The following is a 26832-nucleotide window of genomic DNA, read 5'->3' as shown; positions in this document are numbered from 1 at the left end:
AGCGCAGTCCGGACCGCAAACGAAGACTTGATGCGGGTGGTCGAGCGTGTCTACCCAATTGGTCGGGTTGTAGATGTTCACCTTGGCGGCCATCGGCTGACACTGAAAGTCGTAGGCCACGGGCAATACTGGTGGTCGAGTGCAGGCGAGATCTACGGCGAAAACCTTAAGTCAGGAAAGGTCCGGACTTTTCACGATAGAGACGTGCAGCAATGAAATCCCAACTCCCCGCCTACTGCTGGTGCCTGCTGGCACTGGCACAACTGATTTGCTGAGGTGATTTATGCGTAACGTAAATAACAACCCAAAGATCGGCGACATTGTTCGCTACGGCAGCGGCAGCACGGCGCTTGCTCAACTGACCTCGCCACATGCTGGCGGCTGGCACGGCTCTCAGTGCATGGGCGGCAGCACGTTCGTGAGCGGCACTCTCTATGAGCCGGACAGTGAAGACATGGCAACCTGGCAGGACCGGCAGAGAAAGCAGGATCTGCGCTACGGTGAAAGGCGTTCACAACTTTCGTTCAAAGAGCTGCGTGCGGCCAATATCGAGCGCTGCAACAACTCGTTCTTCGCCCTCGACTCCAAGGACGGCCCGTGGTGGGGGAATGCCATGGCTGGTGAATGCGGGGAAGCCTGCAACGTCGTCAAGAAGATTGACCGTGATGGGCTCACGGCTGAACGGATCATTGCCCTTGGCAAAGAGCTTGCCGACATGGTCACTTACGCTGACCTGCTCGCAGCACGCTACGGAATCGACCTGGGCCAGGCGGTTGCCCTGAAATTCAACGAAGTGTCGGATCGCGTGAACAGCGAACTGCGCTTGCCAACAGATATGGTGCGCAAATGACCACCAACCAAACGATTGACGGCGTGCTGGTGCCGCGTGAGCTGGCCAGGCGCCTGGCTGTACCGATGCTGCGCACGCCTGAGTACCTGTTTGATCACCGCGACGCGCTGGATGAGCTGCGCGCCCTGCTGGATGCCAAGTCCTGCGGAAAGTGCAGCAAGCCTACTGCTTGCGGAAAGATGCTTTGCGAGGATTGCTGCTACGAAACGCCAGCCGCCCGGCCCCAGGAAAACGACCAAGGTGGTTTTTGGCAGTGGCTTGATTCTGCTTATCGTGACGGCAGCAAGGGCGAAGAACCACGCTTCACAAAATACAACATGGAGGTAGCGTACCACGCTGGCGCTAACGCCGAGCAGCCCGCGCCGGTAGCGGTGGCCGAGCCCCGTACACCGTTTGAAATCAAACACGACGCGGAGCCTGGCGAAGAGGCTGCTTTTCGCAAGTGGCGCCAGGAACGCATAGACGCGACAAAGAAAGACCCTCGCACCGCTATGGGCGTTTAGCTCAACCCCACTCTGTAACCCCTCCCCCTTCAAAGTCAGCCGCTATAGCGGCAAGGAACCCGGCATGCCTGAAATAAAGGAACGGCCAATACTCTTTTCGGCGCCGATGGTGCGCGCCATCCTGGAAGGCCGGAAGACGGTCACGCGGCGGCCAGTGAAAGCGACCAAGGCGCACGCCGACGGCTTCATGATGCTTGACCACGGTAACGGCTGGTGGCCATACAACGCATTTGGCGACTTCACGTCTGACCATGAGGGCATGGAATACCCAATTGCCTGCCCATACGGAAAGCTCGGCGACCGGCTGTGGGTGCGCGAGAGCTGGCAAGATGTTCACCCCGCACAGGTCACTGGCGGCCGATATACGCAGCAAGGATGCGCCGGCATCCCTGGCCCGCCTGGCGTCACCTACCAAACGATCTATCGTGCCGATGGGCCGTACCCCGTCGTCTATCACAGCCACGCCCACCCTTACCGCAGGCTGCAGCCAGACCCAGAACACGGAATGACCGTTCCGGCCGAAGGCGGCTACACCGGGTGGACTCCCAGCATCCACATGCCGCGCTGGGCCAGCCGCATCCTGCTGGAGATCACTGACGTACGCGTTGAGCGGTTGCAGGACATCAGCGAAGCCCAATGCATTGCAGAGGGCATACACCCGGTCCCGAAAACCAACGAGCACTCGCACCAGTTTTGGCGCGACTACCACCTGAGCGGCGATGGCACGTTCTGCGTGCGCACTCCCAAGGAGTCGTTCGAGTCGCTCTGGTGCCATGTTGCGGGCGGATCGTTCCCCAAGGGAGCAGCTGCGTACGAGGCATCACCGCAAAGCTGGAATGCCAACCCGTGGGTCTGGGTGGTCGAGTTCAAGCGGGTGACGCCATGATCGCCACCCTCTGGTTCGCCTACGTGTTCATCTACAAGGGGCCAAGGCCATGATCACTCTGGCTCAAATTCGCGCCGAGCTGGCAGACCGGAAGGCCGCAGACCATCACACCAGTTGTCGCGACTGCGGCCGCTTCGTCCCAAAAGAGCGCTGGGTGCCAAAGCAATCGCCTCATGCCGTACGCGGACAGCGCCCGCTGTGTGCCCCTTGCTTCGACGAATACGAAGGCCCGCTCTACTAACCCCAATCCCCCTACATGCCTGCCGGTGAGCGGCGGGCGAGGTATTCCTGTGCTCAAACAAATTGGAAAACTCATCACTGAACCGCTTCGCAAGGGCGACAAGAGCCGGCCACTGCGCTGGCGTATGGGGATGCGGCTGAACCACATCCATAACGACCTGCACTCCAAGCACCCGAAACTCTGGAACGCCATCGTGATGACGGCGCGCACGCTGATCTGCAAGCCGTTCGGCCATCGCTGGACCAGGTTCGAGGCCGTGAAGTACGGCGACTTTGGATACTCCCGCATCTGCAAGATCTGCCGCATAAGCCACGGACGGGACCGCGATATCGATACCTACCACGAAACCCATCGCCCCGGTGGCTGGACGAAGATCGCCAAACCCTAACCCACCTTCTGCCGCACAGCGCGGCAAGGACACCCCATGAAATCCTTCATACGTCCCCTGTTCCTGCTGGGCGCCGCGCTGTACCTGGGCGTCACGGATTACTGGTTTGGCCATGTCGCTCCGGCGCTGATTGCGATTGGCGGCGGGACGGCCCGGCTTGGCGCATTCCTCGGCACCGTGGCCTGGCTGATGCTGACCATCGCCTTCGCTATCTGGTGCGTCATCCAGTACGTCAAATCCGCTCGGCCAACCAGCACCAAATAACCACACGCCTGCCGCACCCCGGCAAGGAGCTTTGCTATGTCTCAGATTGAAATATGGGAAGGACAACGCTTTGCCGCGCAGATGATCGAGCAGGCACCCCACCTTCCCAAATGCATGTTTGATGGACGCGGTCCGGTGGAAACGATGGCGCACAACCTTGAGGTGGTGTCGCAGGTTCGGCCGGCTGACTACGCGAAGGGAATGCTGCAGGTGATCGAGGTAGTCCGCCATGGCCTCTGCTGAGCTGCACGGGCACAAGCTGCGTCCATTCGAGCTTGGCTACCAGGCTTTCAAAAATGGAACACCCCTCACTCAAAACCCATATCAGCTTGAAAAGGATACATCGCCTGTTTCGATGCAGCGGTGGATTGAAGGCTGGAACAAAGCACAGCGTGAAGCTTGGAGGAAGGTATGAGCATTGATTGGAGCAAGGCTCCGTATGACGCCGAGGCTGGTTACTTGGGGGCGTCTGAAACTTACGACGCATGGTATCGACGCGACGGCATTGGCCAAGTTCAGCAGATTTGTCCAGGGGCTGGAATTTACGTATGGACTTGGATGGGTGGCCGCGCAGATTTCCCTGCTGGCGCAGAGCTTCGGCCAGTTGCCAAGCCTGAATGGGCCGGCGAAGGCCTGCCGCCTGTAGGCATCGAGATTGAAGCCATGCTGCCAGCTCTCGGTAGTGCTCGGTTCTGGCAGATTGCCAAAGTTGTACATGGGCCGTTACCGGAATCGCCAGGCGAAATTCTTGTGTTCAGCCTGGAAAACACCAAGCCGAGCTGGGTTGATCAGTTCCGCCCAATCCGCACGCCCGAGCAGATCGCGGCGGAAGAGCGCGATCTAGCGAGAACTGAAATCCTCAATGCCATGACAGCCGACGGCAGAACGGAAGGCGAGAACGAGGAAAACTGGCAGTTCCGCATGCAAATCGTTGGTGAAATTCTGGATATGGGCTACCGCAAGCAGGCACCCCAATGACCACCCACCGAATCCAAGACAACACCGGCAGCTGGCACCGTGTCAGCAAGTCGACATCAACCCTAGGGAGCTACGTCAGCTTCTACCAGGGCCAGCCAAGCAGGCTGTGGCGGCCGGGGCAATTCAAGGCTGTGGAGGTGGTATGAACAATATTCCTAAGGGTTACAAGCGTATCTCAAGCGAGCTGCTGGATGTGTTTTCCAACAGTAGCAACTATACCCTCCACGAGCTGAACGATGCTATTCAGAAGGCCAGAGCATTGGCAGCCGCCCCAACCCCGCCGCAACCCATCTATGACGAGGCGGTTGCAATGGTCGAATATCTCCTGCCGGTTATTGATCCAATGGCTTTCGTTGCGATCAGAAAGGCAGAAGAGTTTATTTCCCGCGCCAAAGCTGGGGAGGATGAGTGATGAGCACTGAGAAACTGCGGGGAGAGTTCATTGTGGCATTCGTAAAACAATTTGGCTTTGGGCGAATGGCTGCACACAGCAACCCCGATGCGGCTGCGATGTTGGTTTGTGCTGAGTGGGCATGGTTTGCCTCCCGCGAATCCATTGAGGTGGAGTTGCCTAACCCAGCCGTTCAGGGTGGAAATTGCATTCGCAACCACGCAATACGTGACACGCTTGAATCACTCGGCCTGAAGGTGAAGCCATGAGCATTGAACAGGAAGTGATCCACGTCCCGGAACTGGCAAAACTGCTGGGCCGGTCCGAGTCATCGATTCGCAGTGCACACCAGGCGGGAGCATACTGGCTGCCGCCGTTCTTCAAGCAGGGCAGCCGGATTTGCTGGAGGGTCAGCACGGTCATGCGGTTCCTGAAAGAGTGCGAGGAAGGGATGCATGCGCCGAAGCGGCCAGGACGGAAACGCCAGACGCCGCCGACGCTCGCCCGTGTGGGTTAGCCGAGCTTGTCCGCCAGGGCGTCAGGACAAAGGTGGGTGTACCTGCGCAAAACACTAAGGGTGCGGTGCCCAGTGATGGAGGCAACTTCCATGAGCGCCAATCCCCTTTCAAAGAAGCGCGAGGTGCCTTCATGCCGCATGTCGTGGAAGTGGAGATTCTTTACTCCAGCCGCCCGGCAGGCGCGCAAGAAATACTGGCTCACGGAGTGCGGGGCCAGGGAAAACACCTGGCCATCAATGCGCGCAGGCAACGACTCAAGCAGCGCGCGGGCCCGGATTGACAGCGGCACCAGCCGGCGACTGCCGTTTTTGGTGTCCTCCAGCAGCGCATGCTTGCCCCTGATGTCGGCGCGCCGGAGCGTCAGCAGCTCGCCACGGCGCATTGCGGTCTCTACGGCAATCTCGATGATCACCGGCATCTCGGCATGAAACTCGCCAGCGGCCTTGATCACCGCTTTCAACTCAGCAGCACTCGGTCGGCGGTCACGCTCACGGCTACCCTTCGGCATCCTCAGTTTTGCCACTGGGTTGCTCAGCCCCTCAATCCCCCAGTCCTTGATTGCCACGGTGTACAAGTGGCTGATCAGCGCCATCGATAACCGAATGGTGTTGGTCGATGCACCGGCAGCTAGGCGCGCATCGCGGTACTCGGCCAGGTCAGACGACCGCAGTTCTGCCAGCGACTTGCCGCCATACTTCCCCTCGGACCACGTCTTTATCCGGGTCAGCTCCTGGCGAGCCCCCTTCTTCTGCGCAGATACTTCCCGCGCATAGCGCTCAAAGGCCTTCGCAACCGTGGTGGCTTCGGCCTCGCGGGTATCGACGAAGCGCTTGCGCGACATATCCCCCTCGATTTCAGAAGCCCACCGCTGCGCCTCCGACTTCGTGTCGAACGAAGCCGAAAGAGCCGGGTATCCTTTTTTGCGGATCTTGGTCCGCCATGTCCCATTGGGACGTTGTTCGATAGTCGCCATGCAGCGGATTTTGCCGATCAGCCCTGGGACATGCAAACAGTCTCGGTGTCCCAGGATTGTCCCAATCGCCGCGCCGAACAAAATCCGCAGGCATAAAAAAAGCCCCGCAAGCTCAATGGCTGCGGGGCTTTTAAGAGTGGAGGCCGAGGTCGGAATCGAACCGGCGTAGGCGGATTTGCAATCCGCTGCATAACCATTTTGCTACTCGGCCTCAAACGATCAATGCCGTTGTTGCTGACATTCACCGTATAAAAACATGAGTGGGCTATAAAACCCTACCTCTACTCTAACTCATTGAATACATTGAAGTTTTTAACGCTTCATTGCGTTCGATGGGCGCCATTATGTACTCATTTGCTTATGCCTGCAACCCCTTGATTTCAAAAAATATTCTGCCCAGTCATCAAGGGGTTGCGTGTGCGCCCTACTCCTTGATGACCTGTTCCCGGTACTGCGGGTCGGCCTTTATTTGCGCTTCGGTGAATGGCAGCGGGCGGAGTTTTTTCTCGGAGAATGCTTGGGTCTGGTCCTTGGCATAGTTGGACGCGGGGTTGCTGGACTGGGAGAACGCGAGCACGCCCAATGCGTTCGGCCCCAGGTCGTCGAAGCTGACGATTTGCAAGTAACTGCTGCCGCTGACCACTTCGCGTTTGCCATCGGCCCTTGGCACGGTTTGCATGGCGTTATAGATGCCGAGCGCTTGCGGGCCGCCGTGGATGGGGGTTTGCCCGGAGACTTGGATATCGCCCCAGCGGCTGTTGGCGCTGAGACCGAGCCTGGCGACTTCAGCAGCAGAGGCCAGCATGGCTTCGCGCAAGGCCTTGGCAACGTCGGGGCGGTCGATGGCGAGGCCACGGGGGGTGGTCAATGGTTCGGCCGGGTCGAAAGCCACGCGCCAGGCATCGGGGGTTTGTTGCAGGTGCTCCGCCAGGTTGATGAAGTGCACCAGGCCCAGGCCGCTGTCGAGGTTGGCGTGCCGGTCCCAGTGTTTGAGGCTGGTACACAGCGGTTGCAACGCGACAGCATCGCTGCCCAGTTGCGTGGCGCAGTATTCCAGCAGGTCAGGCATGATTTGGCCCGCCACATACACTTCGTTGTCCATGACCATGTTGTGCAGGTCCGCAACCGTGATCGGCCGTTGCTCCAGGGATTGCAGGCGCTGCACGGCGAAGCGCGCGCGCGGGCCAAGGCCGATGTGGTCCTGGCTGATCACTGGAGAGAAGCCGGTCAAGGGCGCCTTGGGGTTGGCCATCCAGGCCGAGTCGTTGGCGTGTTGCACGTAGTCGGTGCGCTCCAGTTGCGGCAGTTGGGCGGCGGCGAAGATGCCCGGTTGCGCGGCATGCGGGTCGATGTCCCAGGCGCAGGCGCTGCGGGCGCCGTCGAGGATGATAAATTGCAGGCCGGCCCGCGGGTCGCTGCATTGGGCGAGTTTGGCGGCGCTGACGTTGGGCACCACCGACAAGTTCATGTACAGGCTCTGGCCCTGATCATCGGCGGCCACGGTGTTGACCCACGGGATACCTTGCAGGGTGTGCACCGAGGTTTGCAGTGCCTTGAGGCTGGGGGCGCGGTTCATCGCGTACCACTGTTGCAGCACGCGGTCATTGCCCAGGTTGGCGTCGCGCAGGCTGAAGGCGTGCTGGCTGTCCCAATCCAGCTTGCCGGGCCATTGCACCACGGGGCCGAAGCTCGAACTGTAGACCGTACGGGACACGGCCTTGAGGCTGCCGTCGGCCTGTTTGACTTGCACCGTCACCGAGGTTTTCGCCAGGGGGATGGATTGACCGTCCAGCAGGTAGCGCGTGGAATCCTTGGGGTCGAGGGTCAGTCGGTACAGGGTGAAGTGTTTGGACGTGTCGACCGTATGGGTCCAAGCCACATGCTGGTTGAAACCGATGTTGATCACCGGCAGACCCGGCAGCGCCGCGCCCATCACATCCAGTTGGCCGGGGATGGTCAGGTGCATCTGGTAAAAACGCATGCCGCCCACCCAGGGGAAATGCGGGTTGGCCAGCAGCATGCCACGACCATTGAATGAACGATCACGGCCCACCGCGACGGCGTTGCTGCCGCGATCGAGACTGAAGCGCTGCTGCTGGGCCGCCGCCAGTTCAAACGCCTTTGCGCGACGCTGCACGCTGGCGGTGGCCTGGGGTGGCGCCGCACCAACCAGGGCTTCGGCGAATTGGCCAACGCCGCCTTCAACCAGCAGCCTGCGGGTCAGCTTCACCAGATCTTCCACCACCAGCGGCCGCACCCACCCGGCCTGGCATGGCGCCGGGGCGCCCTGCTCTTTGAGATAGCGGTTGTAGCCGGCCACATAACCTTCGATGCGTTGGCGGATCGCCGGGCTCTGCGCATGCCAGAAGGCGGCTACGGCCTCGGGGGTATTCAGCCAGGTGAAGAACACATCGCTGGAGAGGTTGTTGCGTTCCTCCAGGGTCGCCTGTTCCGGGCCGAAGAACCGCGCGCGCTGGCCATTGACGGTGACCACTTCATTGGCCAGCAGGCACAGGTTGTCCTGGGCGTAGGCGTAACCGATGCCAAACCCCAGGCCGCGCTCATCGCTGGCGCGGATGTGCGGCACGCCGAAGCTGGTGCGCCGGATATCGGCGGACGCCTGCGCCACCTGCTCGCGCGCCGATGCAGCCAGGCTCAAGCCCAGCATCAGTCCCGCCACGCACATCCTGGACAACCGGTTGGAAATAATCACACAGACTCCACAGTCAAATTGAACACCCTTGCCTGGGGTCATTCCCCCACCGTAAGGACGCAACAGACCGCGAATAATTTAGCGACGCAGTCCGTTCATTGAACGCGACTGCGTTGTGACAAAACCGATACCGACAAATTTTCTACATGCGGCACTTCATGATTTCGCTCACTCGTTCGTCTTATTGAATAAGAGCGCCATCATTTTCCTGATCAGGCTCTGATAAGGAGTTTTTGCATGTACAACTCGCAACTGCCCACGGACGGACACTCAACGACCGCCGATGCCACGTTTGGCAGCGGCGTACAAGCCTTCGGCAAAGCGCCAGAGCAGCAAGGCAACCAACGAATTCGGCATTTGCTCAAGTGTTTCGGCTTGCGCACCAGCCTGATCCGGCTGAAGGTCATCGACGCCCTGCTCACGGCCGCCGCCCACCAGCGCACCCTCGGGGTACGCGGCGTGCACAGCCACTTGCTGGAACTGGGCATCCCTTTGTCGTTCCTCAGCGTGCGTGAGGTACTCAAGCGCCTGTGCAGCGAGGGCGTGATCACCCTCAATGCCGATAAAAGCTACAGCCTCCATGAAGAGGCTGCCAAAGTGCTCGAAGGCCGCGCCTGACTCGACGACGTCAATCAGAAGTTAGGCTTGACCTTACGACGCATCACGCCATTGATCACCACCACGGTGACCGCCACCGCAATGGCGATGTACTGGAACGTTTTTTCGCTGATAACCCCGGTGTTCTGCAGGTAGGACAGGCCAAACATCGTCCCCAGCACCACCAGGGAGATCAGGATTGAATATTTCAAGCGTTGCTTTTGGGTCATGACGGGTTCCTGAACCTTGAGAATGTATCCACTTTGTATCGCCGAACATGCCAGGCACATACCCGATGACGGGGATGGAATGGGGTCGGCAGGGTCTCATGTTACAGGCGATGAAAAGCTTTGGCTTGTTCGATGCTTTTATTGAGCCGGCCTGATGTCACCCCGTGAGAACCCTGGAGGATTTTGAAATGTTCCGTCGAATCACCTGGCTGATTCCCCTGCTGATCATGCTGAGCATGAGCGGCTGCATCATATTCCCCCACGGCGGCGGCTGGCATGACCACCGCTATGAAGGTGGCGGGCCGGGTTACTACCAGCGCTGAGGGGCAGGTTCCCGCCTATCCGTTTCTGCGGTAACGGCGACTGGTCAGCCATGGATGCATCAACTTCACTCCCTCATCGGGGGCAAGTCGAATCGTCGCACCGCCCCTCCCACATTTTCAACCGAGTACACCAGGCATAACTCCGGTCGGCGCCAGGGCAGCCAAAGCACTCAGGTCGACCTGATGTATGCAGATCCAAATGTGGGAGGGGGCTTGCCCCCGATAGCAGTGGGTCAGCCACAGACGCATCAACTGACACACACCCGCAAGGACTTTTCAAAAGTTAACCAACACTAAGCCTTACACAACACGGTATCTCCAGAGGGAACCCCCGTGGGTGTTTTTTGCACCCAAAAGGGGCGTCTGGGGAACAGGGATCCTCCTACTGGCAGGCGCTTATTCTCGGCACGTCTGAAAAGGTACCCTCCGATGACAAGTCTTTCCTCCACGCCCTTACCGCACCTTCTGCCCCAACAGCCTCCCCTCCTGATCGACACACCCACGCCCGCCCTCCCGGGCAACCAGAACCCCACCACCGACACCGAACAGTCCGACTCAACCCAAACAAACCCCTCAACCACCGATACCGCCAGTGGCAGCTTGGCGCAAACCCTGGCAGACAAGCAGAACCTGCGCAGCCTGGGGCAAAAACTCAACGACATGGCCCAGCGCCTGGGTGTAAACGCCACGCCGCAGGAGATCCTGGCCGCGCTGAAGTCGACCCCCATGGATGTGCAAACCGCCTCGTCCTATCCGGTCGCCCCCGGCCATGCCACGACAATGGAGGCCTTCATCACCTCCATAGGCGTGGCTGTACCGAACAGCCATTTCGCCTTGACCGCATTGGCAGACGCCGTGCTCAGCAGGGCCATTGAACACCCCCTGGGCAATCTGGGCGGTGCCCTGTCCTGGCCGCTGCCGCTGAGTATCGCGGAGCAACGCACGTTGCTCAGTGCCGCCACGCAATATGTCACGCTCCACCCCAACCCACCGTCGATGGGGGCAAGCCTGGGCCCGCTGGATTATCTCAACAGCAATCAGCCACTCAGCGGCGAAGCCGCACGTGATCCAGCGAAGGTGCTGGAAACCCTGCTCAGTACCCCCCGTGCACAAGCGCTGGGGCAAGCCATGCAGACTCAATTGAACGGCATTGCGACTGACACCAGCGTCAATGACTACACACTGGCCGCGCTCAATCTGATGCTGGACCCACAGTCCATCAGCACGCCCCATCGAAACACCGTCGCCGGGTTTGATCTGGCACAGTCGGAGCATTGGGGCAAACCCGCATCAGCCATATTCCCGGCCCTGAGCAAGCACTTGAGCGCGCAAGGCCACGCCACGGCCGAAATGGCCAACGTAGGCGCTTACCTGATGCTGGCCCGCAAGGCGCCCGAGTTGCTGATCAAGGACATCCCCAGCAACGTGACCTATGGCAGCCCTGCCTGGGTCAACCTGTCGATCGCCGCGGCAACAATAGAAGCCCAGACACCGGGCAAAGTGCCCAACATGAGCTTTGCCCAGGTCATGAATGCCGCCGAAGACGCCAGCCTGCAAGATCCAGCCATGACCCAACAGGCACAACGCGCCGCCCTGCGGGTGTGGGGCGTGGTGAGTGGCGCACTCTCCCAGCAAGAAGCTGATCGCTACAGCCCCGACGACGTCGAGAAGGTCCGCAGCGCGTTCAATCAACAGGCGAATGAACGATTGGAGGCGTCCACCCAGATCCAGGCTGAAATGCCCAGCCGCAAAGACATTGCCCTGGCCGCACTTAAACAACGGTTCGGCTCGAATGTGCCCTTTGAAGAAAAACTGCTGAGCGTCAAGAACACCAAGCAACCCCACATACAGCCGCTCTACGACCCCAATCGTGCCCCGGCAGGCTTGCACTCGCTGCTGGATATCGCCATGAGTGGCTTGCACCAGTACGAATGGGAAAGCACAGACCCACGCATCCTCCGCGCCACGCAAGGCGAGTCCCTGCAATTCGACGTGAACAGCACCTTCAACGATCAGTTCACCCAAGCCATCGATTCAAGAAAAAAGGGCATTGCTACGGCGGTCAAACACATGATTGCCCAATTGCCCCTGGCCGACAGGCAAAACCTGGAGCATGGGGAACTTGAGTTCTACCAGCACAATACCTACAAGCTGGGGCTAGGATTTACCGGAAGAACCCTTCACCGCAAAAACGACAATTTGCTGGTTAAAGCCACAGGGCCAAGCGGCGAGACGGTGTATAAGATCGACCTGAAACAAGGGCGCGTGACCCAGGTTCCCACCACCGTTTTGACCGATCAGCACGAACGTAACGCCAGCCTGGTCTACCCGATTGAGCGGTTCACACCAACCACCTCGCCTGAGGCCGACTTCGCCCAGGACAAGACCGTCAGTTCTCCTCCGCCCACGCCTTCGAGCTACACAAGTGCCCGAACACAGTCCATTGCCGATGCCTTTGTCGAACACCTGGACATTGCCGGCAAGGACGTGGTCCGGCAGGCCAAGGGGGCTAGCAGCTACGATCAGCAGATGGACACGGAGTGGAAACTGGTCAACTTTTTACTGGACCTGATTCCACTCAGGTCGGCCATTGTCAACTTTCAAAACGGTGACTACCTGGATGGCGCGACAGACCTGGGCATGGATATCTTTGGTTTCGTCACTGCCGGCGCCGGGGCGGCAGCGAAAGTGACAAAAGCCGGAACCTCGGCCGTCAGTGCCGCAACCAAGGCCCTGCGGGTGGCAAAAATACTCGGGACCACCGTCATCGGTGAGCTCAACCCCTTCAGTGGTATAGGCGATCTGGTTCAAGGCGGTGCGAGGCTGATCGACAACGGGATTGAACAGGTCAAGCGCATAGGTCGTCATCACAACGTGTTGAATGTCGCCAGTGCCGAATATGGACCTATTACCCAAGGCACCTTCAAGGCTGCCGACCAAACCGTCGAGGGAAGCACCATCCTGTTTGATGGCCAACGGTATGCCTATGATCCCGACAAGGGCAAACCTTACGGAGCGCCGATCGAGGCATTCAACCCGCTGGACGGGATGATGCCGCCCGCCCCCAATATAAACGCATCCCGCAATCTCCCCGCATCCGCACACAATAACCGGCATAACCCGCTTAGCTCGAGCAACCGCCCGGCCCGTCCGCAGCCACCGGCGAATGGCCCGGTACAAGCGGTCCCGAACGGCATCCAAAAGACCGACCACTTACCTCAGGGGGAGTATGTCACCAGCATCAAAGGCGCGATAAGCGATGCACACTTCACCCCGAGCAGGAAGGCGGCAACCCGGCAAAAGTTCGGGCAAGAAATGAATGACTTTTATCGGCGGATGGCAAACGGCGGCCTTCCGGCTCGCCCCACCCTCCCCGTGATCCCTGGTCAAGTCACACCCAAAACGCTGATCGAAAAGGCCCTGGATGCATCCGATGGCGTGGTCTTTGGTGACATCCATAAAGAAATGGCCAGTTTCCAGACGCTGTTCGATAACGTAGACACCTTCAAGCAAAAAGGGGTCAAGAAACTGTATATCGAAGCCACGTTCTATGACGCACAGATGAAAGTCATTGACGACGGCATCGGTTTTCTCGGCAACGGCAAGACACCACGGCTATCGCCCTCATTCGATGAGTTGGTCAAAAAATTCAATGATGAAGGGATAGAGATCGTGCCCCTCGACCATCCTTATCTCACCCGGCACAAAGATGAGCCCGAGCAGTTCCAAGCAATCAATCAGGCGCAGCAAAATGAGCCAAGGCTCAGGGAATTCAATTACTACGCCGCACAGACCATTCGCCAGAACCCTCCGGGCGAAAAGTGGATTGCGCTGATGGGCAATGCCCATATGAAGACATCCCAAGGAGTCCCGGGAGTGGCGGAGCTGACAGGCGGCATTGGGGTGGGCGTTTTCACAAGGACAGACCCGGGAGTAAGCGTCGGAATGAGGAAGACCAAAAACCTCCCGGATCCGGCAAAGGCCTTAGATCCTCACGACGCACCGGGTGACCTGCACATTTTCCACGAGGTCTGAGGTCCAACCTACCCCCTGAACCCAGCCTGCTCATACGCGATGACAAAACGCCCGGCCGGAGGCCGGGCTTTTGTTCAGGGCCTGTCACCCGCCATGCACCCATCGCTGATGCAACCATCGCGCAAACGCATCCAGCGCAAAGCCCAGCAGCCCGATCAGCAGCACCATCGCCATCAGTTCCGAATAAGCCAGGCGGTCCCGCGTGTCGAGGATGTAATACCCCAGCCCGGCACTGACCCCAAGCATCTCGCACGGCACCAGCACGATCCACAAAATGCCGATGGCCAGGCGCACGCCGGTCAACACATGCCCGACCACGCCTGGAATGATCACCCGACGCAGCGTCTCCCAGCGCGTGGCACTCAGGCTCTGGCTCAACTGCAACCAGCGTGGGTCCAGCTGGCGCACCCCGGCAGCGGTGTTGAGCATGATCGGCCACACCGCGGCAAACGCCAGCAGGAAGTAGATCGGCTGGTCCCCGACGCCCATCAGCATCACCACGATCGGCATCCACGACAGGGGCGAGATCATCCGCAGGAACTGAAAGGCCGGCGTGGTCGCAGCCTCCAGGTTGCGCGAACTGCCCACCAGCAACCCCAGCGGTACGCCCACCAGCAAGGCAAGAAACAGCCCGACCACAATGCGCTTGAGGCTCACCGCAATGTGCAGGTACAGCTCGCCGCGCCCCAACAACTCCCACAGGCTGCCGAACGTGGCCGCCAGTGAAAAACGCGCTGACAAGCCGTCGGCAGCGCCAAACACCTTCACACCCAGCCACCAGAGCAACAGCAACCCGGCCAAGCCTCCCAACCCGAGCAACCAGCCCGGCCACGCTACGGTTTTACCTCGGTTCAAGCGCCGATCTCCTCGTGCCGCTCAAAGCCCTCCGGCAAGCCAAAGGTCTTCATGCCACCCACGGCCTCGATGGCGTTGCGCACAAAGCGGTCATCCACGAGGTCCTTGGCGACGAAGGCCGGGTCGAGATCGGCGAGGAACTTCTTGTCGCCTTCGATCAAGGTGTCTTTCAGGCGCCGTACCAGTTCCTCGGTGTAGCTGGGGAAGGGATAGGGCTGGAAGTCGATGCGATGTTCGTCCCAGTTGGCATGCTGGATCGCACCCTCCGCCAGGTACGCAGCGCGGTCGCTGGCCGCCGGTGCCAGGACCTTGCTCAAGACCGGTTCGGCATGCGGCGTGTAGCGGTTCGGGCCATCCTTGGACAACAGCTTCACCGCTTCTTCGCGGTGGTCGCGGGTCCAGACCTGGGCCTTGACGATGGCATTCACCACCTTCTGCGACCACTCCGGGCGGTTGACCAGGTCATGCTCATGCATGAACACCACGCAGCACGCATGGTTGCGCCACACATCGCCGGTAAAACGCTGCACGCGACCGACCTTGAGGTTTTCCGCCAGGGCATTGAACGGCTCGGCGACGATGTAGCCGTCGATGCGCTTGCTGGCCAATGCCGGCGGCATGTCCGAGGGCGGCAGCACGATCAGGTTCACCTCATTGGCGGCAATCGCGCCACCAGCCGCACGGGCAACGGGGGTGAGGCCGTTATCGCGGAACAGTTGCTGCACCACCACGTTATGGATCGAATACCAGAACGGAATCGCCACCGACTTACCGCCCAGTTGCTTCACGTCAGTGATGCCCGGCGCCACGGTCAGCCCGGAACCGCCGACGTGGTTCCACGCCACGACCTTGGCCGGGACCTGGCTGCCATAGCGTGCCCACACGGTCATCGGCGACAGCAGGTGAATCACGTTGACCTGGCCCGAGATAAACGCCTCGATCACCTGGGCCCAACTGCGTAGCAGCACCGGGCGCTCGGCCTTGATGCCCTCGGCCTCGAACAGGCCATTGTTATGCGCCACCAGCAATGGCGTGGCGTCGGTGATCGGCAAATAACCGATGCGTACCGGTGCATCCGGTTCATTGGCCGCGCGTGCCTGCAGGCTGCTCAACAGCGGCAAGGCACCGGCGGCGCTGAGCACCGCAGAGAGTTTGAGAAAATCACGGCGCGAGTGGGTCAGGTCATCCAGACACATGGCTAGGCTCCAGCAGGTCAAGGGGGTTGGGTTGAGGGCGGCTCGCCTGCCGTAGGGTTTTAAGAATCTCGATGCGCAGCGCGCCAATCGCTTCTACCTGTTCCTCGCGGGGTTGAGGCAGGTCGATCCGCCATTCGCCCAGCGTGCGCGCCGGGCGGTTACCCAGTAGCAGGATGCGGTCGGACAGCAGCAAGGCTTCGTCGATGTCGTGGGTGATCAACACCGCCGCCGAACCCTGTTCGCGATTGACCTTGAGCAACAGGTACTGCATGTCGGCACGGGTCACTTCGTCCAAGGCACCAAAGGGTTCATCGAGCAGCAACACTTGCGGCTGGCGCGCCAGGCAGCGGGCCAACGCCGTGCGCTGGGCCATGCCACCGGACAACTGCGCCGGGAACTGCTGGCGCGCATGCTCCAGGCCCACGGCCGCGATGGCATGGTCAACGCGCTGGCGCCGCTCCTCGGGGCTCAGGTGCGGCTGACGGGCGAAGTCCAGGCCAAACGCCACATTCTTTTCCAGGCTCAGCCACGGCAACAGGCTTGGGTCCTGGAACGCCACCGCCACACGCGGGTGCGGGCCGCTCAATGGCTCGCCCAGTACCTGTACGCCGCCGCCCTGAGGCGCCTGCAAGCCGGCGAGCACCCGCAACAGGCTGGATTTGCCCACACCGCTGGGGCCGAGGATCGATACCACTTCGCCGGGCTGCAACTGCAGGTCGAAGCCTTGCAGCACCGGGCCGCTGGCGTACCCCAGGGCAATGCCCCGGGCCGTCAGAACCGCCTGGCTCATAGCGCGGCCTGGCGTTGCAGTTCGGTGCGCAGTTGCACCAGGCTGGGCGTCACAATCGGCACAAAGGCCGACTCACGCCAGCGCCGGGCAAAACCACTGCCGTGCGCGGTGAGGTAGGCCTTGCCGCCACTGGCCTGCAGCTCAAGTTGCACGGCGCTCGCGGCGGTTTCCGCGAGGGCAATGCGCAGCTTGAACAATGGCACCGGTTCGGCGGCAAAACGTCCGGCCAGCAACCCTTTCTTGAGTTCGGTGACCAGGTGATCGAGGGTCACGCGCAACGCCTCCAACTCTTCACGCAACACGGTGCGGGACGCGCCCAGATGATAGGCCACTTCCGCCAACGAGCGACGCGCCAGGCCAATCGACATGCCGCATTGCAGGCCAAGAAACGCCGGGCGCACCGCCGGCAGGAACTGGCGTGCATCCTCATGCAGCAACCAGTCGCGACTCAGCTCCACACCTTCCAGCCCCAGGGCGGCCGTGTTGCTGGATTGCAAGCCGAGCAAATCAAGGTCGTGTGAGCGCTGCAAGCCCGCCACTGAGTCCGGGATCGCCAGGATAAACGGCGCACCACCGTCGGCATGTTCAATCGCGGCGGCGGCGACGAAGCCGTTCTTGCGCAAGTTGGTCACCCAGTGCAGGCGACCGTTCAGGGTCCAACCGTCGTCGCTCGGCTCGCCGCTGATCTGCAAGGTCTCGATACCCGAGAGGAACTTCATTGCATTCGACAGCCCCGTTGCCCCGGCCAGCTTGCCGCTGAGCAGGTCCGGCAACAACTGCTCACGCAGCCGCTCGTTGGGGCTGTGCAACAGATACTCGATAAACGAACGCTGCCCCCAGCACACAAAGGCTGCCGCCAGGGAATGGCTGGCAACATTCGCGATGGCGTCCACCGCCCCGCCCACATCGCCGCCGAGGCCACCGAGGTGCTTGGGTATGCCGATTCGCAACACGTTGGCGTCTGCCAACCGCGGCAGCACTTCCTGTGGGTCGCAACTGCCCACATCCAGGGCCTGCGCTTGAACATCGAGCCAACGGCTCAAGATTGGGTCAAGCATTCATGTTTCTCCTTGTTAAAGCAGATGACCATCACCGACGCGTGCGCGCCTTCAACTGGCCGGTTGTTCCCAACGGTACTGCGCCAGCTCCGGGTTCAACGGGGTACGGGCAAACACATTAGCGAAGTTGCACAGAGTGGCCAGGCTGACCCCCAATATAACCTCCAGCGCCTGGCCTTCGGAGTAGCCGGCGGCCCGGAACGCCTCGTAGCCGGCATCGCTCACATCGCCTCGGGTAGCGATCACTTCGCGGGTGAACGCGGCGAGGGTCTCATAACGAGCATCGGGCAGTTCGCCACGCTGGCGCAGGGCTTCGATCACGGTTTCGGGCAGCTTGGCTTTGTTGCGCGCCACGGCGGTGTGGCCGGCCACGCAGAAATCGCAACCGTGGGTGGTCGCGGCAATCAGTTGCACCACTTCGCGATCGGCCAGGCTCAACTCGGCCTTGGCGTTCAGGCCGGAAACGGTGATGTAGGTCTCCAACGCGGCCGGCGCATTGGCCAGCACGGCCAGCAGGTTGGGGATGAAACCCGAGCCTTTCAGCGCATTTTCCAGGAAGGGTTTGGCCGCTGGCGGAGCGGTTTCGAGGGTGAGCAGCGGTACGCGGGACATGGTGCGGTCTCCTTATTGGTTCGTGTACCAAGTCTGTTGGTTATAAAAAAACGCCTCAATAGGCTAAAGTAGCGATTACTTGCTCTTGAGTCTTTCCATTAGATGAATTCGTCCGGTGCACTTGTCGATTGGTTATTAGACAGCCTTGAACTCGAGACCAGCTTGTTTCATGTCGGGCGTTACTGCGGTGACTGGCACGCCAGCACCCACGGCCTGGCACGGGCCAGTTTCCACCTGCTCGTGCAGGGCCAATGCTGGCTGCATATCGACGGCGAGCCCAGCCCCCAGCACCTGAACAATGGCGACGCGGTGTTTCTGTTGCGTGACCTTGAGTACCGACTGTCCGGCGAAGCCACGGCGGCGGGTGCGCAGGAATGCCCGCGTCGCCCGATGGTGCCACTGGACAGCGCGGCCACCGACGGCGTGGGGCTGGTCTGCGGGTTCTTTCACTTCCAATCCGGCTTGTCCGCAATGATTGTCGACAGCCTGCCCGCGTGGATCATCCTGCGTGCCGGCGACCCGTCATTGACCGCCGCGCGCAACCTGTTCGAACTGATCCTGCAAGAGTGCGAACGCACTCCGGCGCCCTCGTCCACCCTGCTCGAACGTCTGTGCCACCTGCTGTTCCTGTATGTACTGCGCCAACAAGTGATCGGCAACACCGACTTGGGCGGCCTCGCCGCGCTGGGCCGGCAGCCGGCATTTGCGCACCTGCTGGAACAATTGATCGCCCGGCCGGCGGAGCCCTGGACCCTGGAAAGCATGGCCGCCTGCACCGGCCTGTCGCGCTCGGCGTTTTTCAAGCGCTTCAATGAGCTGTGCGGGCAATCGCCAGGGCAAGTGCTACTGATGATGCGCATGCGCCATGCCTGCCAGCTGTTCAAAAACGACCAGACCGTGGCCGATGTTGCGCTGGAGGTGGGGTATCAGTCGGTGGCCGCGTTTACGCGGGCGTTCCACAAGGTCATTGGCCAGCAGCCGGGGGCCTATCGCAAGGGCCAGGCGCCAGGCGTGAAGCGCTAAGCCCACGCATCGTAATAAATGGGACGGTTTTGCAGGCGCCCGCCCCTAACGCTGTAACCCACTGCCGGGCCGCGCGCACAGTTCCACCAGCCAATCGACAAACACCCGCACCCGCCGTGATAACTGGCGGTGCGGCGGGTACAGCGCCGTCAGGGCCATTGTCGGGACTGGCAGGTGTGGCAGCACTTCCACCAGCGTCCCCCGGGCCAGTTGCTGCATCGCATGATAATGGGGGGCCTGGATCAACCCGTATCCGGCTTCGCAAGCAGAGAAATAGCCGTCTGAACTGTTCACCGCGACAGTCTTGGCCAGGTTGACGCTCCGCAACTCGTTCGCTAATGCGAATTCCAGCCCGAAGCGTTTGCCGCTGGCGCTGGACACATACTCAACCATCTGATGCCGGGCCAGGTCGTCCAGGGTTTGGGGCACCCCCATACGCTCCAGGTACCCGGGGCTGGCCAAGGTCAGTTGGTCCATCATTGCCAGCGGCCTGGCCACCAGTGATTCGTCCAGGGCCGGGCCACCGCGCAGCACGCAATCCACACCTTCGCGTATCAGGTCCACCGGGCGGTCATTAAGGCTGATCTCCAGTTCAATCTGCGGGTAACGCGAGGTGAACGTCGGCAACGCGGGGATCACGATAAGGCGCCCGATACCCGACGGCATATCAATGCTCAGGGTGCCGCGCGGGTTCTGGCTGCGGGTAGAAAACACCGCTTCGGTTTCCTCCAGGTCTGTCAGCAATTGCACGCAACGCTGGTAATACGCCGTGCCATCCAGGGTCGGACTGACCTGACGCGTCGTGCGCTGCAACAACTGCACGCCCAGGTGCGCTTCCAGTTGCTTGATCAGGATCGTCACCGACGCGCGTGGCAGTTGCAGGCTGTCGGCCGCCTTGGCGAACCCGCCCAACTCGACAATCCGGGTAAACACGCGCATTGCGTTGAAACGGTCCAAATCTCGCCACCTCTATGGATTATTTAGATTTTACGAATAGTGATAGTGCTTTTAGCCGGTTTATCCCGGTTTTGTCGAGGGTAACAATAGGCGCCTACCTCAACAGGAGCTGCACCCATGCACACTCGTCAACTCGGTAAAAACGGCCCACGTGTTTCTGCCATCGGCCTCGGCTGCATGGGCATGACCGACTTCTACACCCCCGACACCGATACCACCGAGGCCACGGCCACCCTGCATCGCGCGCTGGAACTGGGGGTCAACTTCCTCGACACCGCCGACATGTACGGCCCGCACACCAATGAACAACTGATCGGCCAGGCGATTGCCGGCAAACGCGAGCAAGTGTTCCTGGCGAGCAAATTCGGCATCGTGCGCGACCCGACGAACCCGGCGCGGCGCGGCGTCAATGGGCGTCCCGAGTACATCCGCGAGGCCATCGACGGCACGTTGCGGCGGCTGGGCATAGAGACACTGGACCTGTATTACCAGCACCGCATTGACCCTGAGGTCGCTATCGAAGAAACCGTCGGCGCCATGGCCGAGCTGGTCAAGCAAGGCAAGGTGCGTTACCTGGGCCTGAGCGAAGCGTCCGCTGCCACCTTGGAACGCGCCCACAAGGTGCATCCGATCAGCGCGCTGCAAAGCGAATATTCCTTGTGGAGCCGCGACCAGGAAGACAACGGCTGCCTGGCCGCCTGCCAACGCCTGGGCATTGCCTTCGTGCCCTACAGTCCGTTGGGCCGGGGCTTTCTCACCGGCGCCCTGCAAAGCCCGGACGATTTCGGCGCCGATGACTATCGCCGTCTCAGCCCACGTTTCCAGGGCGATAACTTTGCGAAAAACCTGCAGTTGGTGAAACAGGTACAACGCCTGGCGGCTGACAAAGGCGTCACCGCCGGGCAATTGGCCTTGGCCTGGGTGCTCGCGCAAGGTGACTTCATCATCCCAATCCCCGGGACCAAGCAGCGCAGATACCTGGAACAGAACGTAGCGGCTGTATCGATCACCCTCCCCCCGGCCGAACTGGCGGCGTTGGACGCCATCTTCCCTGCCGACGCCACAGCTGGCCTGCGCTACCCCAAGGAAGTCATGGCAATGCTGGATATCTGACGAGCCCTGGCAGGGAGCCCTTTTATAAAGGGGCTCCCCTTCCTTGCACCATCGTACCTAAAGCTATTGCGCGCCAAGCCGATAGCCCTACGAAGCTCTAACAAAGCCGCGTCGACAATAAACGCTTCGTAAGGACGACCCCCATGCCCCCACTGCGCTCCATCCAAGCTCGCTACACCGTGTTCCTGGTGCTGTTCGTCCTGATGCTATTGGTGTTGACCGTCGTGGGCATCGGCCAATTGGTCGCGCCCACCCTGCGCCAGACTGAAGAGCAGGTCGTACTCAATCGCATCGCCGAGGTTGCGGTACAGATCCAGGGCGAGTTGAACAAAGTCCAGGCCCAGCAACGCACCATCACCCAAACCATCCCCCTGCTCGACAGCGATGCCATCGACAAGGTCCTGCCAGGCCTGGTGGACCAGTATGGCGAGCTGAAAGTGTTCGGCGGTGGTATCTGGCCGCTGCCCAACCAGCGCACGCCCGGGCGCAACAAGCACAGCACCTTCTGGCACCGTGATGCGTCGGGCAAGCTGGCCGTGAACACCTTCTGGAACAGCGACCCGGCGCCCAACTACTACGACCAGAGCTGGTACAAGGGCGGCCTCGCCGCGCCACGCGGGCAATGTGCCTGGGCCGCGGCCTACAAGGACGACGCCAGCCAGGAGCCGCGCACCAACTGCGCCATGGCCATCCAGCGTGATGGCGCGGCGTATGGCGTTGCCACTATCGACGTGACCCTGGGTTTCTTCAACGACCTGGTGGCGAGCAAGGAAAAAGACATCGGCGGGCAAATGCTGATCGTCGAAGGCGACGGCAAGATCATCAGCAACAGCACACGTATCAACAGCCCGGTGGTGCTGAAGAACATCAGCGAACTGAGCGGCACCTCGGCGTTCGCCGCCATGATCAGCAAAGCCCTTGGCCAGCGTGACCAGAAGTTGCAACGCAGCGAGTTCGACAACCAGGGCGTGGCCAGCACCTTCTACATGCGCCCGATCGAAGGCACGCCATGGTTCCTCGCGACCGCCCTGCCCACCTCGCTGATCACCGCCCAGCGCGATGACGTGCTCGGCACCCTGGCGCTGCTGCAAATTCCCATGGTACTGCTGCTGGTGCTGCTGGCGGCCTATGCGATTCGCCAGTTGGTCCAGCGCATGAAAACGCTGAAAAGCAACATCGACGCACTCTCCGCCGGCGACGCCGACCTCACGCGACGCATCACCATCCGCGCCGAAGACGAACTCGGCGCCATCGGCCACTCGGTCAACCGCTTTATCGTCTACCTGCAAAACATGATCGGCGAAGTGACCCTGGCCACCGGGGCCATGTCGTCTGGCCTGGCGCAATTGCAGCAAACCTCGGCGCAGACCAACAGTATCCTGGTGCGGCATGCCTCGGAGACCGACCAGACCGTCACCGCGATCACCGAAATGAGCTCCACCGCCGACACGGTGGCGCACAACGCCGCCGAAACCGCTGCATTCACCCAGCGCGCCAATGAGCACGCCGACCGCTCCCGTGTGGTCGTGGGTGAAGCCTCTACCAGCGTCAGTGCGTTGATCGGTGAAGTCGCCAGTGCCACCCACACCGTGGAAAACATGCGCCAGGACGCCGCGCGCATCACTGAAACCCTCGGGGTCATTGGCGCGATTGCCGGCCAGACCAACCTGTTGGCACTCAACGCGGCGATCGAAGCCGCGCGTGCCGGCGAGCAAGGCCGTGGGTTTGCGGTGGTGGCGGACGAAGTGCGTGCGTTGGCGGCGCGGACCCAGGCCAGCACCTCGCAGATCAATGAGATGCTCGCGCGCCTGACCACGGGCGTGAGTTCGTCCGTGGCGGCCATGGAAAACACCCAGGCCAGCTGCCAGTCGGCGGCGGACGCTACCGCACGGGTGAACAGCGGCCTGGATGAGATGGCTGGCTCGGTCAGCCATATCAACAACCTCAGTACCCAGATCGCCACGGCCGCCGAGCAACAGAGCGCAGTGACCGAAGAGATCAACCGCAGCATGGTGCAGATCCGACATATGGTCGAAGAGCTGGTACAAAGCGGCCATGCCACTGAAACCAATACACAAAGCCTGCTGGATGCGAACGGTCGGGTGATTGCGTTGATGAGCCGATTCAAGGTGCGCTGATAAATGGATGAAACACTCCCGTGCAATACGCGGGAGTGGGACTATTCTGACAGCTCACGGTGCATAGTTTCGCCACACAGGAGGTGTGCCATGCGCGCTGAGCAGTCGATTCGCCTGGAGCGGATCAGTCAGGAACGTTTTATCCTGGCCCCTATCGACGCCGTCTATGACTATGTGACCCAACCGGATCGATGGCACGAATGGCACCCCACCTCCCTTGGTGCCGAGACCGGCACCAGCGGCTCACTCCCCGCCGGCGCGCGTTTCACCGAGGTCATCGACCTGCTGGGTGTACGGGTTCCCATGAGTTATCGCGTGCAGATCGCGCACAAGCCTGGGGAGTTCAAGACCGTGTTCACCTCCCTGGCTGTCGACGGCTCCCTACACTACGTCTTGCAACCCTATAACGGCGGCACGCTGTTCAAGCGCGTGTTGACCTATGAGACGGAGTTGCAACTGGCGAGCTTGCATGAACGCATGATCGAGCTGTCCACGATCGCGCTGGACCAGCTCAAGCACCGGCTGGAAAATCCCGACTTCGTATAATTTTGAAACATTACCACTGGCGTCGCGCACCGGCGGCGCTGGCTTGCCCGCGATGACGTGGTCATGATCGCCACCATCCCAATGGCCACCTCCTGCTGACGAGACCTTCCATGAAAACCCCTTTGCGCCTGGCCCTGCTGTCAGCCCTGTTCACCACCGCCCTGGCCCAAGCCGCCGACTTGATACCCATCGACGTACACCGCGACGCTAATTGCGGCTGCTGCAAAAAATGGATCAGCCACCTGGAAAATAACGGTTTCAAGGTCAATGACCACGTCGAAACCAACATGAGCGCGGTCAAGCAACGCCTGGGCGTCGCCCCGCGCCTGGGTTCCTGCCATACCGCGGTCATCGACGGCAAATTCGTCGAGGGTCATGTCCCCGCCGAACAGGTGTTGGCGTTGCGCAAGCGCGACGACCTGCTGGGCATCGCCGCACCGGGCATGCCCATGGGGTCGCCGGGGATGGAAGTGGACGGTCAAGCCGAGGCCTATCAGGTCATTGGCCTGACGCGTGACGGCCAGGATGTCGTGGTCGCCGAGTATCCGGCGCACTGATCGGTGTTGGTCGGTTACCTCGGGCTGTTCGTCGCGGCCTTTGGTGCCGCGACCCTGCTGCCGCTGCAATCGGAAGCCGTGCTGGTGGGCTTGCTGCTCAGCGGCCAGTACAGCTTGTGGTGGTTGCTGGGCATCGCCACCTTGGGCAATGTGCTGGGATCGCTGGTCAATTGGCTGTTGGGCCGCTGGGTGGATCACTTCAAGGCGCGACGCTGGTTCCCGGTGAGTGCCCGGCAACTGGACAAGGCCCGCGGCCATTACGCGCGTTGGGGGCACTGGACGTTATTGCTCAGTTGGGTGCCGATCATAGGCGACCCCCTGACCTTGGTGGCCGGGGTGATGCGCGAACCCCTGTGGCGCTTCTTGCTTATGGTCTCTATCGCCAAAACAGCGCGCTATGGCCTCGTAGCCTATCTGACGGGGCCTTGGACATAGTCATCTGTCGGCGCTGACCGGCAGGCCAATCTGTACCAACTGGCGCAACGATTCATTCAACTCCGGCGTAGAACCCTCAACAATTCGCGGCTCCACGACGTAATAGAGGTACGGTTTGTACCCGTCGAATCGTTCAAGGTCCTGGCGGTAGATCAAACGCTGCACGGGGGCGCCTTCTGGCCACGAGTCGCCGACCAGCTTCGACTCGCTGAACACCACCACATCATTCAATCCACGGACATAGCGCATGATCAGGGTCAATTTATCCTGCGCTTGACGCCATGGGTAATAGGGAATACTCACCAGCGCGGAGTTGGGAATAGGATGCACCGTATGGCCGGGGTATTCGGCAAAATAAGGCGCCTCAAGCCTGACAATCGAGCCGAATACCTTCGCAACGGTGATTCTCGAATACAGATCGACGGCAGGATTCTGCTTCCTCAGCACATACTTGATTTCCACCCGGCCGCCTGCAGCGGCACGCACCACACCATATGGGACATTGTGCGTGACCGTCCTGCCAGCCGTGATGACCCGTTCAAAATCACGATGCACAATCACACCCCCGTTGGGCGGGTAGGACCGGAAGTCTATGTCGTACAGACTTCCCGCCGGGGCGATGGCTGCAGAGTTGTGCATCTCGATGAGCAGGTCCTCGCCATTGAGTCGCTCTATATCGATAGTGTCAACGGGGCCATCGGTGATAATGGCCGGGCCCTCTAGCCGCGTACTATCCAGGTTCACCTGCACCTTGGTATCTGCGGACCTGTCCGTCGATGTGTTGCCTACCTGGTCCACCAGTAAAAACCCTACCAACAGGTCGGTGCCGTCGCCCCCTTCCATCAGTTGGTCACGACTGATGTTGAACACGGTTTCGCGGCCAACCCCCGCCACTTGTTGGATGATAAGCACGCTTGCCCAAGAGAAATGGATCATGTCCCGGGCATGCATGTTCGGATAGGGGGCAACTGTCACCGTTACCCCGCGTATGGCATCCGGAGGGTCAATAATCGTGGTCGACAGGGTGAACTTGAGCTCTGAATGCCCTACGCCAGGGAACGGTGGATTATTGTTTCTTCCACCCGGCAGGTCAGTCTTCACCAACACGCTCAAGGTGTAGGAAGCGGCCTCGCCTCCCTCTTTGAAATGCACCACGTACCCCAGCCGCACCTCACCATCAGGAAGGTTCTTGTGTTCAATGCTGAAGAAATAATGGTTGGCCGCCTCATCGCCCTCCTTGAGCATCAGGGTTGCCAATTGCAGCATATCGGGCATGCGCACGATATTGATCACATCGCCCGGGCTTGCCAGCCAGTTCCTGTCCACCACCACCGTCAAGCCATACGTCAGCAACCAGAGGCCAACGCCCCCGTCATAGCCAATGACGTTTTGCTTCATACCCGGAATATTGAGGCGATCGAGTTGCCTGGGTTGGCGGGGTGATTGGGGGGGCAGGGCAATGTCCATGGATTCTCTCCGACTGATCAAGCGAACACTCAAGCGACGCTATTGAGCGGTTGGTGTTATCAAACAATGATGGGTGGGGCATGGCTACTGTCAGAGTTGACAGGTAACGACCAGTGGTCTCAACACCGGCCGCTTCTCGTTCCATTCGTCGCCACCTGTCAGAGTTGACAGTAGTCAGCGGTCCTCGCGCAGAGG

General features: G+C 60.7%; 30 protein-coding genes and 1 tRNA gene. 20 read left to right on the top strand and 11 right to left on the bottom strand.

Features of this window, described 5'->3' with window-relative positions; genetic code table 11:
• Positions 1-283 precede the first annotated feature (283 nt).
• From P2T68_RS16865 to P2T68_RS16815, 11 genes are all read left to right on the top strand, one after another.
• Positions 284-850, top strand: coding sequence for a MazG-like family protein (locus tag P2T68_RS16865; RefSeq protein ID WP_277379636.1), 567 nt, complete (start codon positions 284-286; stop codon positions 848-850).
• Positions 847-1353: a hypothetical protein gene (locus tag P2T68_RS16860; protein WP_277379635.1), complete on the top strand. Its 507-nt coding sequence runs from the start codon at positions 847-849 to the stop codon at positions 1351-1353. The genes P2T68_RS16865 and P2T68_RS16860 overlap by 4 nt, the downstream gene beginning before the upstream one ends.
• Positions 1354-1417: 64 nt before the next feature.
• A complete protein-coding gene (locus tag P2T68_RS16855; RefSeq protein WP_277379634.1) occupies positions 1418-2239 on the top strand; it encodes a hypothetical protein in 822 nt (273 codons plus the stop codon).
• Between the two features lie 290 nt (positions 2240-2529).
• Entirely contained in the window at positions 2530-2868 is a 339-nt protein-coding gene (locus tag P2T68_RS16850) for a hypothetical protein (protein WP_277379633.1), read from the top strand.
• Between the two features lie 36 nt (positions 2869-2904).
• Positions 2905-3132 carry a hypothetical protein gene (locus tag P2T68_RS16845; RefSeq protein ID WP_277379632.1) on the top strand — a complete coding sequence of 76 codons (228 nt, stop codon included), beginning with the start codon at positions 2905-2907 and terminating at the stop codon, positions 3130-3132.
• Positions 3133-3168: 36 nt separating this feature from the next.
• A complete protein-coding gene (locus P2T68_RS16840) occupies positions 3169-3375 on the top strand; it encodes a hypothetical protein (protein WP_277379631.1) in 207 nt (68 codons plus the stop codon).
• Positions 3362-3547, top strand: a complete 186-nt coding sequence (locus P2T68_RS16835; RefSeq protein WP_277379630.1) for a hypothetical protein — start codon at positions 3362-3364, stop codon at positions 3545-3547. Before P2T68_RS16840 ends, P2T68_RS16835 begins: the two co-directional genes overlap by 14 nt.
• Positions 3544-4110 carry a hypothetical protein gene (locus P2T68_RS16830; protein WP_277379629.1) on the top strand — a complete coding sequence of 189 codons (567 nt, stop codon included), beginning with the start codon at positions 3544-3546 and terminating at the stop codon, positions 4108-4110. Before P2T68_RS16835 ends, P2T68_RS16830 begins: the two co-directional genes overlap by 4 nt.
• A 142-nt stretch (positions 4111-4252) precedes the next feature.
• Positions 4253-4522: a hypothetical protein gene (locus P2T68_RS16825; protein WP_277379628.1), complete on the top strand. Its 270-nt coding sequence runs from the start codon at positions 4253-4255 to the stop codon at positions 4520-4522.
• Positions 4522-4770 (top strand): hypothetical protein, encoded by a 249-nt coding sequence (locus P2T68_RS16820; RefSeq protein ID WP_277379627.1) that lies wholly within the window; start codon positions 4522-4524, stop codon positions 4768-4770. Before P2T68_RS16825 ends, P2T68_RS16820 begins: the two co-directional genes overlap by 1 nt.
• 2 nt (positions 4771-4772) lie before the next feature.
• Positions 4773-5018 carry a hypothetical protein gene (locus P2T68_RS16815; RefSeq protein ID WP_277379755.1) on the top strand — a complete coding sequence of 82 codons (246 nt, stop codon included), beginning with the start codon at positions 4773-4775 and terminating at the stop codon, positions 5016-5018.
• On the opposite strand, the gene P2T68_RS16810 is transcribed toward P2T68_RS16815, so the two are convergent.
• From P2T68_RS16810 to P2T68_RS16800, 3 genes are all read right to left on the bottom strand, one after another.
• Positions 5015-5992 (bottom strand): site-specific integrase, encoded by a 978-nt coding sequence (locus P2T68_RS16810; RefSeq protein WP_277379626.1) that lies wholly within the window; start codon positions 5990-5992, stop codon positions 5015-5017. The two genes, P2T68_RS16815 and P2T68_RS16810, sit on opposite strands and share 4 nt — an antisense overlap.
• Positions 5993-6129: 137 nt before the next feature.
• Positions 6130-6203: transfer RNA gene (locus tag P2T68_RS16805), tRNA-Cys, on the bottom strand.
• 213 nt (positions 6204-6416) lie between these two features.
• Positions 6417-8705 (bottom strand): acylase, encoded by a 2289-nt coding sequence (locus P2T68_RS16800; RefSeq protein ID WP_277379625.1) that lies wholly within the window; start codon positions 8703-8705, stop codon positions 6417-6419.
• A 237-nt stretch (positions 8706-8942) separates the two neighbouring features.
• Between P2T68_RS16800 and P2T68_RS16795 the strand changes: the two genes are divergently transcribed.
• A complete protein-coding gene (locus P2T68_RS16795) occupies positions 8943-9323 on the top strand; it encodes a fe2+ zn2+ uptake regulation protein (protein WP_024075720.1) in 381 nt (126 codons plus the stop codon).
• A gap of 14 nt (positions 9324-9337) precedes the next feature.
• On the opposite strand, the gene P2T68_RS16790 is transcribed toward P2T68_RS16795, so the two are convergent.
• Entirely contained in the window at positions 9338-9532 is a 195-nt protein-coding gene (locus P2T68_RS16790; protein WP_017846379.1) for a hypothetical protein, read from the bottom strand.
• Positions 9533-9720: 188 nt separating this feature from the next.
• Here P2T68_RS16790 and P2T68_RS16785 point away from each other — a divergent pair, with 188 nt between their 5' ends.
• Together P2T68_RS16785 and P2T68_RS16780 are read left to right on the top strand one after the other, a co-directional pair.
• Positions 9721-9855: a hypothetical protein gene (locus tag P2T68_RS16785; RefSeq protein ID WP_277346835.1), complete on the top strand. Its 135-nt coding sequence runs from the start codon at positions 9721-9723 to the stop codon at positions 9853-9855.
• Positions 9856-10188: 333 nt separating this feature from the next.
• The gene (locus tag P2T68_RS16780; RefSeq protein WP_277379624.1) at positions 10189-13890 is read left to right on the top strand and encodes a membrane-targeted effector domain-containing toxin; all 3702 of its coding nucleotides are present in this window, start codon (positions 10189-10191) and stop codon (positions 13888-13890) included.
• 84 nt (positions 13891-13974) lie between these two features.
• On the opposite strand, the gene P2T68_RS16775 is transcribed toward P2T68_RS16780, so the two are convergent.
• The 5 genes from P2T68_RS16775 to P2T68_RS16755 are packed head-to-tail and all read right to left on the bottom strand — an operon-like array spanning position 13975 to position 18401.
• Positions 13975-14745, bottom strand: coding sequence for an ABC transporter permease (locus tag P2T68_RS16775; RefSeq protein WP_024075724.1), 771 nt, complete (start codon positions 14743-14745; stop codon positions 13975-13977).
• Entirely contained in the window at positions 14742-15941 is a 1200-nt protein-coding gene (locus P2T68_RS16770) for an ABC transporter substrate-binding protein (RefSeq protein ID WP_024075725.1), read from the bottom strand. The genes P2T68_RS16775 and P2T68_RS16770 overlap by 4 nt, the downstream gene beginning before the upstream one ends.
• Positions 15928-16731, bottom strand: a complete 804-nt coding sequence (locus tag P2T68_RS16765) for an ABC transporter ATP-binding protein (RefSeq protein WP_168232952.1) — start codon at positions 16729-16731, stop codon at positions 15928-15930. Before P2T68_RS16765 ends, P2T68_RS16770 begins: the two co-directional genes overlap by 14 nt.
• Positions 16728-17789: an acyl-CoA dehydrogenase family protein gene (locus tag P2T68_RS16760; protein ID WP_168232951.1), complete on the bottom strand. Its 1062-nt coding sequence runs from the start codon at positions 17787-17789 to the stop codon at positions 16728-16730. The genes P2T68_RS16765 and P2T68_RS16760 overlap by 4 nt, the downstream gene beginning before the upstream one ends.
• Before the next feature lie 51 nt (positions 17790-17840).
• Positions 17841-18401: a carboxymuconolactone decarboxylase family protein gene (locus P2T68_RS16755; RefSeq protein WP_024075728.1), complete on the bottom strand. Its 561-nt coding sequence runs from the start codon at positions 18399-18401 to the stop codon at positions 17841-17843.
• 102 nt (positions 18402-18503) lie between these two features.
• Here P2T68_RS16755 and P2T68_RS16750 point away from each other — a divergent pair, with 102 nt between their 5' ends.
• Positions 18504-19424: an AraC family transcriptional regulator gene (locus tag P2T68_RS16750; RefSeq protein ID WP_024075729.1), complete on the top strand. Its 921-nt coding sequence runs from the start codon at positions 18504-18506 to the stop codon at positions 19422-19424.
• 45 nt (positions 19425-19469) lie between these two features.
• On the opposite strand, the gene P2T68_RS16745 is transcribed toward P2T68_RS16750, so the two are convergent.
• Entirely contained in the window at positions 19470-20381 is a 912-nt protein-coding gene (locus P2T68_RS16745) for a LysR family transcriptional regulator (protein WP_168232950.1), read from the bottom strand.
• A 117-nt stretch (positions 20382-20498) separates the two neighbouring features.
• Between P2T68_RS16745 and P2T68_RS16740 the strand changes: the two genes are divergently transcribed.
• The 5 genes from P2T68_RS16740 to P2T68_RS16720 all read left to right on the top strand — a co-directional run bounded on the left by P2T68_RS16740 (position 20499) and on the right by P2T68_RS16720 (position 25170).
• Positions 20499-21494 carry an aldo/keto reductase gene (locus tag P2T68_RS16740; RefSeq protein ID WP_277379623.1) on the top strand — a complete coding sequence of 332 codons (996 nt, stop codon included), beginning with the start codon at positions 20499-20501 and terminating at the stop codon, positions 21492-21494.
• Between the two features lie 143 nt (positions 21495-21637).
• On the top strand, positions 21638-23632 hold the full coding sequence (locus P2T68_RS16735; protein WP_069076285.1) for a methyl-accepting chemotaxis protein: 1995 nt from the start codon (positions 21638-21640) through the stop codon (positions 23630-23632).
• 90 nt (positions 23633-23722) lie between these two features.
• Positions 23723-24178, top strand: a complete 456-nt coding sequence (locus P2T68_RS16730; protein ID WP_277379622.1) for an SRPBCC family protein — start codon at positions 23723-23725, stop codon at positions 24176-24178.
• 110 nt (positions 24179-24288) lie between these two features.
• Positions 24289-24735, top strand: coding sequence for a DUF411 domain-containing protein (locus P2T68_RS16725; protein ID WP_024075734.1), 447 nt, complete (start codon positions 24289-24291; stop codon positions 24733-24735).
• 3 nt (positions 24736-24738) lie between these two features.
• Positions 24739-25170, top strand: coding sequence for a YqaA family protein (locus tag P2T68_RS16720; protein ID WP_024075735.1), 432 nt, complete (start codon positions 24739-24741; stop codon positions 25168-25170).
• Here P2T68_RS16720 and P2T68_RS16715 read toward each other — a convergent pair whose 3' ends face one another.
• Entirely contained in the window at positions 25171-26637 is a 1467-nt protein-coding gene (locus P2T68_RS16715; RefSeq protein WP_277379621.1) for a hypothetical protein, read from the bottom strand.
• Positions 26638-26832: the final 195 nt, after the last annotated feature.

The sequence above is a fragment of the Pseudomonas sp. G11 genome (assembly GCF_029457515.1).
GTDB lineage: Bacteria > Pseudomonadota > Gammaproteobacteria > Pseudomonadales > Pseudomonadaceae > Aquipseudomonas > Aquipseudomonas gorinensis.
This window is presented reverse-complemented; position numbering and strand designations above follow the sequence as displayed.

Coding starts and splice junctions, on each gene's coding strand:
- P2T68_RS16865 (WP_277379636.1), top strand. CDS start 284: ATGCGTAACGTAAATAACAACCCAAAGATCGGCGACATTGTTCGCTAC.
- P2T68_RS16860 (WP_277379635.1), top strand. CDS start 847: ATGACCACCAACCAAACGATTGACGGCGTGCTGGTGCCGCGTGAGCTG.
- P2T68_RS16855 (WP_277379634.1), top strand. CDS start 1,418: ATGCCTGAAATAAAGGAACGGCCAATACTCTTTTCGGCGCCGATGGTG.
- P2T68_RS16845 (WP_277379632.1), top strand. CDS start 2,905: ATGAAATCCTTCATACGTCCCCTGTTCCTGCTGGGCGCCGCGCTGTAC.
- P2T68_RS16840 (WP_277379631.1), top strand. CDS start 3,169: ATGTCTCAGATTGAAATATGGGAAGGACAACGCTTTGCCGCGCAGATG.
- P2T68_RS16835 (WP_277379630.1), top strand. CDS start 3,362: ATGGCCTCTGCTGAGCTGCACGGGCACAAGCTGCGTCCATTCGAGCTT.
- P2T68_RS16830 (WP_277379629.1), top strand. CDS start 3,544: ATGAGCATTGATTGGAGCAAGGCTCCGTATGACGCCGAGGCTGGTTAC.
- P2T68_RS16825 (WP_277379628.1), top strand. CDS start 4,253: ATGAACAATATTCCTAAGGGTTACAAGCGTATCTCAAGCGAGCTGCTG.
- P2T68_RS16820 (WP_277379627.1), top strand. CDS start 4,522: ATGAGCACTGAGAAACTGCGGGGAGAGTTCATTGTGGCATTCGTAAAA.
- P2T68_RS16810 (WP_277379626.1), bottom strand. CDS start 5,992: ATGGCGACTATCGAACAACGTCCCAATGGGACATGGCGGACCAAGATC.
- P2T68_RS16795 (WP_024075720.1), top strand. CDS start 8,943: ATGTACAACTCGCAACTGCCCACGGACGGACACTCAACGACCGCCGAT.
- P2T68_RS16790 (WP_017846379.1), bottom strand. CDS start 9,532: ATGACCCAAAAGCAACGCTTGAAATATTCAATCCTGATCTCCCTGGTG.
- P2T68_RS16785 (WP_277346835.1), top strand. CDS start 9,721: ATGTTCCGTCGAATCACCTGGCTGATTCCCCTGCTGATCATGCTGAGC.
- P2T68_RS16770 (WP_024075725.1), bottom strand. CDS start 15,941: ATGTGTCTGGATGACCTGACCCACTCGCGCCGTGATTTTCTCAAACTC.
- P2T68_RS16765 (WP_168232952.1), bottom strand. CDS start 16,731: ATGAGCCAGGCGGTTCTGACGGCCCGGGGCATTGCCCTGGGGTACGCC.
- P2T68_RS16760 (WP_168232951.1), bottom strand. CDS start 17,789: ATGCTTGACCCAATCTTGAGCCGTTGGCTCGATGTTCAAGCGCAGGCC.
- P2T68_RS16755 (WP_024075728.1), bottom strand. CDS start 18,401: ATGTCCCGCGTACCGCTGCTCACCCTCGAAACCGCTCCGCCAGCGGCC.
- P2T68_RS16750 (WP_024075729.1), top strand. CDS start 18,504: ATGAATTCGTCCGGTGCACTTGTCGATTGGTTATTAGACAGCCTTGAA.
- P2T68_RS16740 (WP_277379623.1), top strand. CDS start 20,499: ATGCACACTCGTCAACTCGGTAAAAACGGCCCACGTGTTTCTGCCATC.
- P2T68_RS16735 (WP_069076285.1), top strand. CDS start 21,638: ATGCCCCCACTGCGCTCCATCCAAGCTCGCTACACCGTGTTCCTGGTG.
- P2T68_RS16730 (WP_277379622.1), top strand. CDS start 23,723: ATGCGCGCTGAGCAGTCGATTCGCCTGGAGCGGATCAGTCAGGAACGT.
- P2T68_RS16725 (WP_024075734.1), top strand. CDS start 24,289: ATGAAAACCCCTTTGCGCCTGGCCCTGCTGTCAGCCCTGTTCACCACC.
- P2T68_RS16715 (WP_277379621.1), bottom strand. CDS start 26,637: ATGGACATTGCCCTGCCCCCCCAATCACCCCGCCAACCCAGGCAACTC.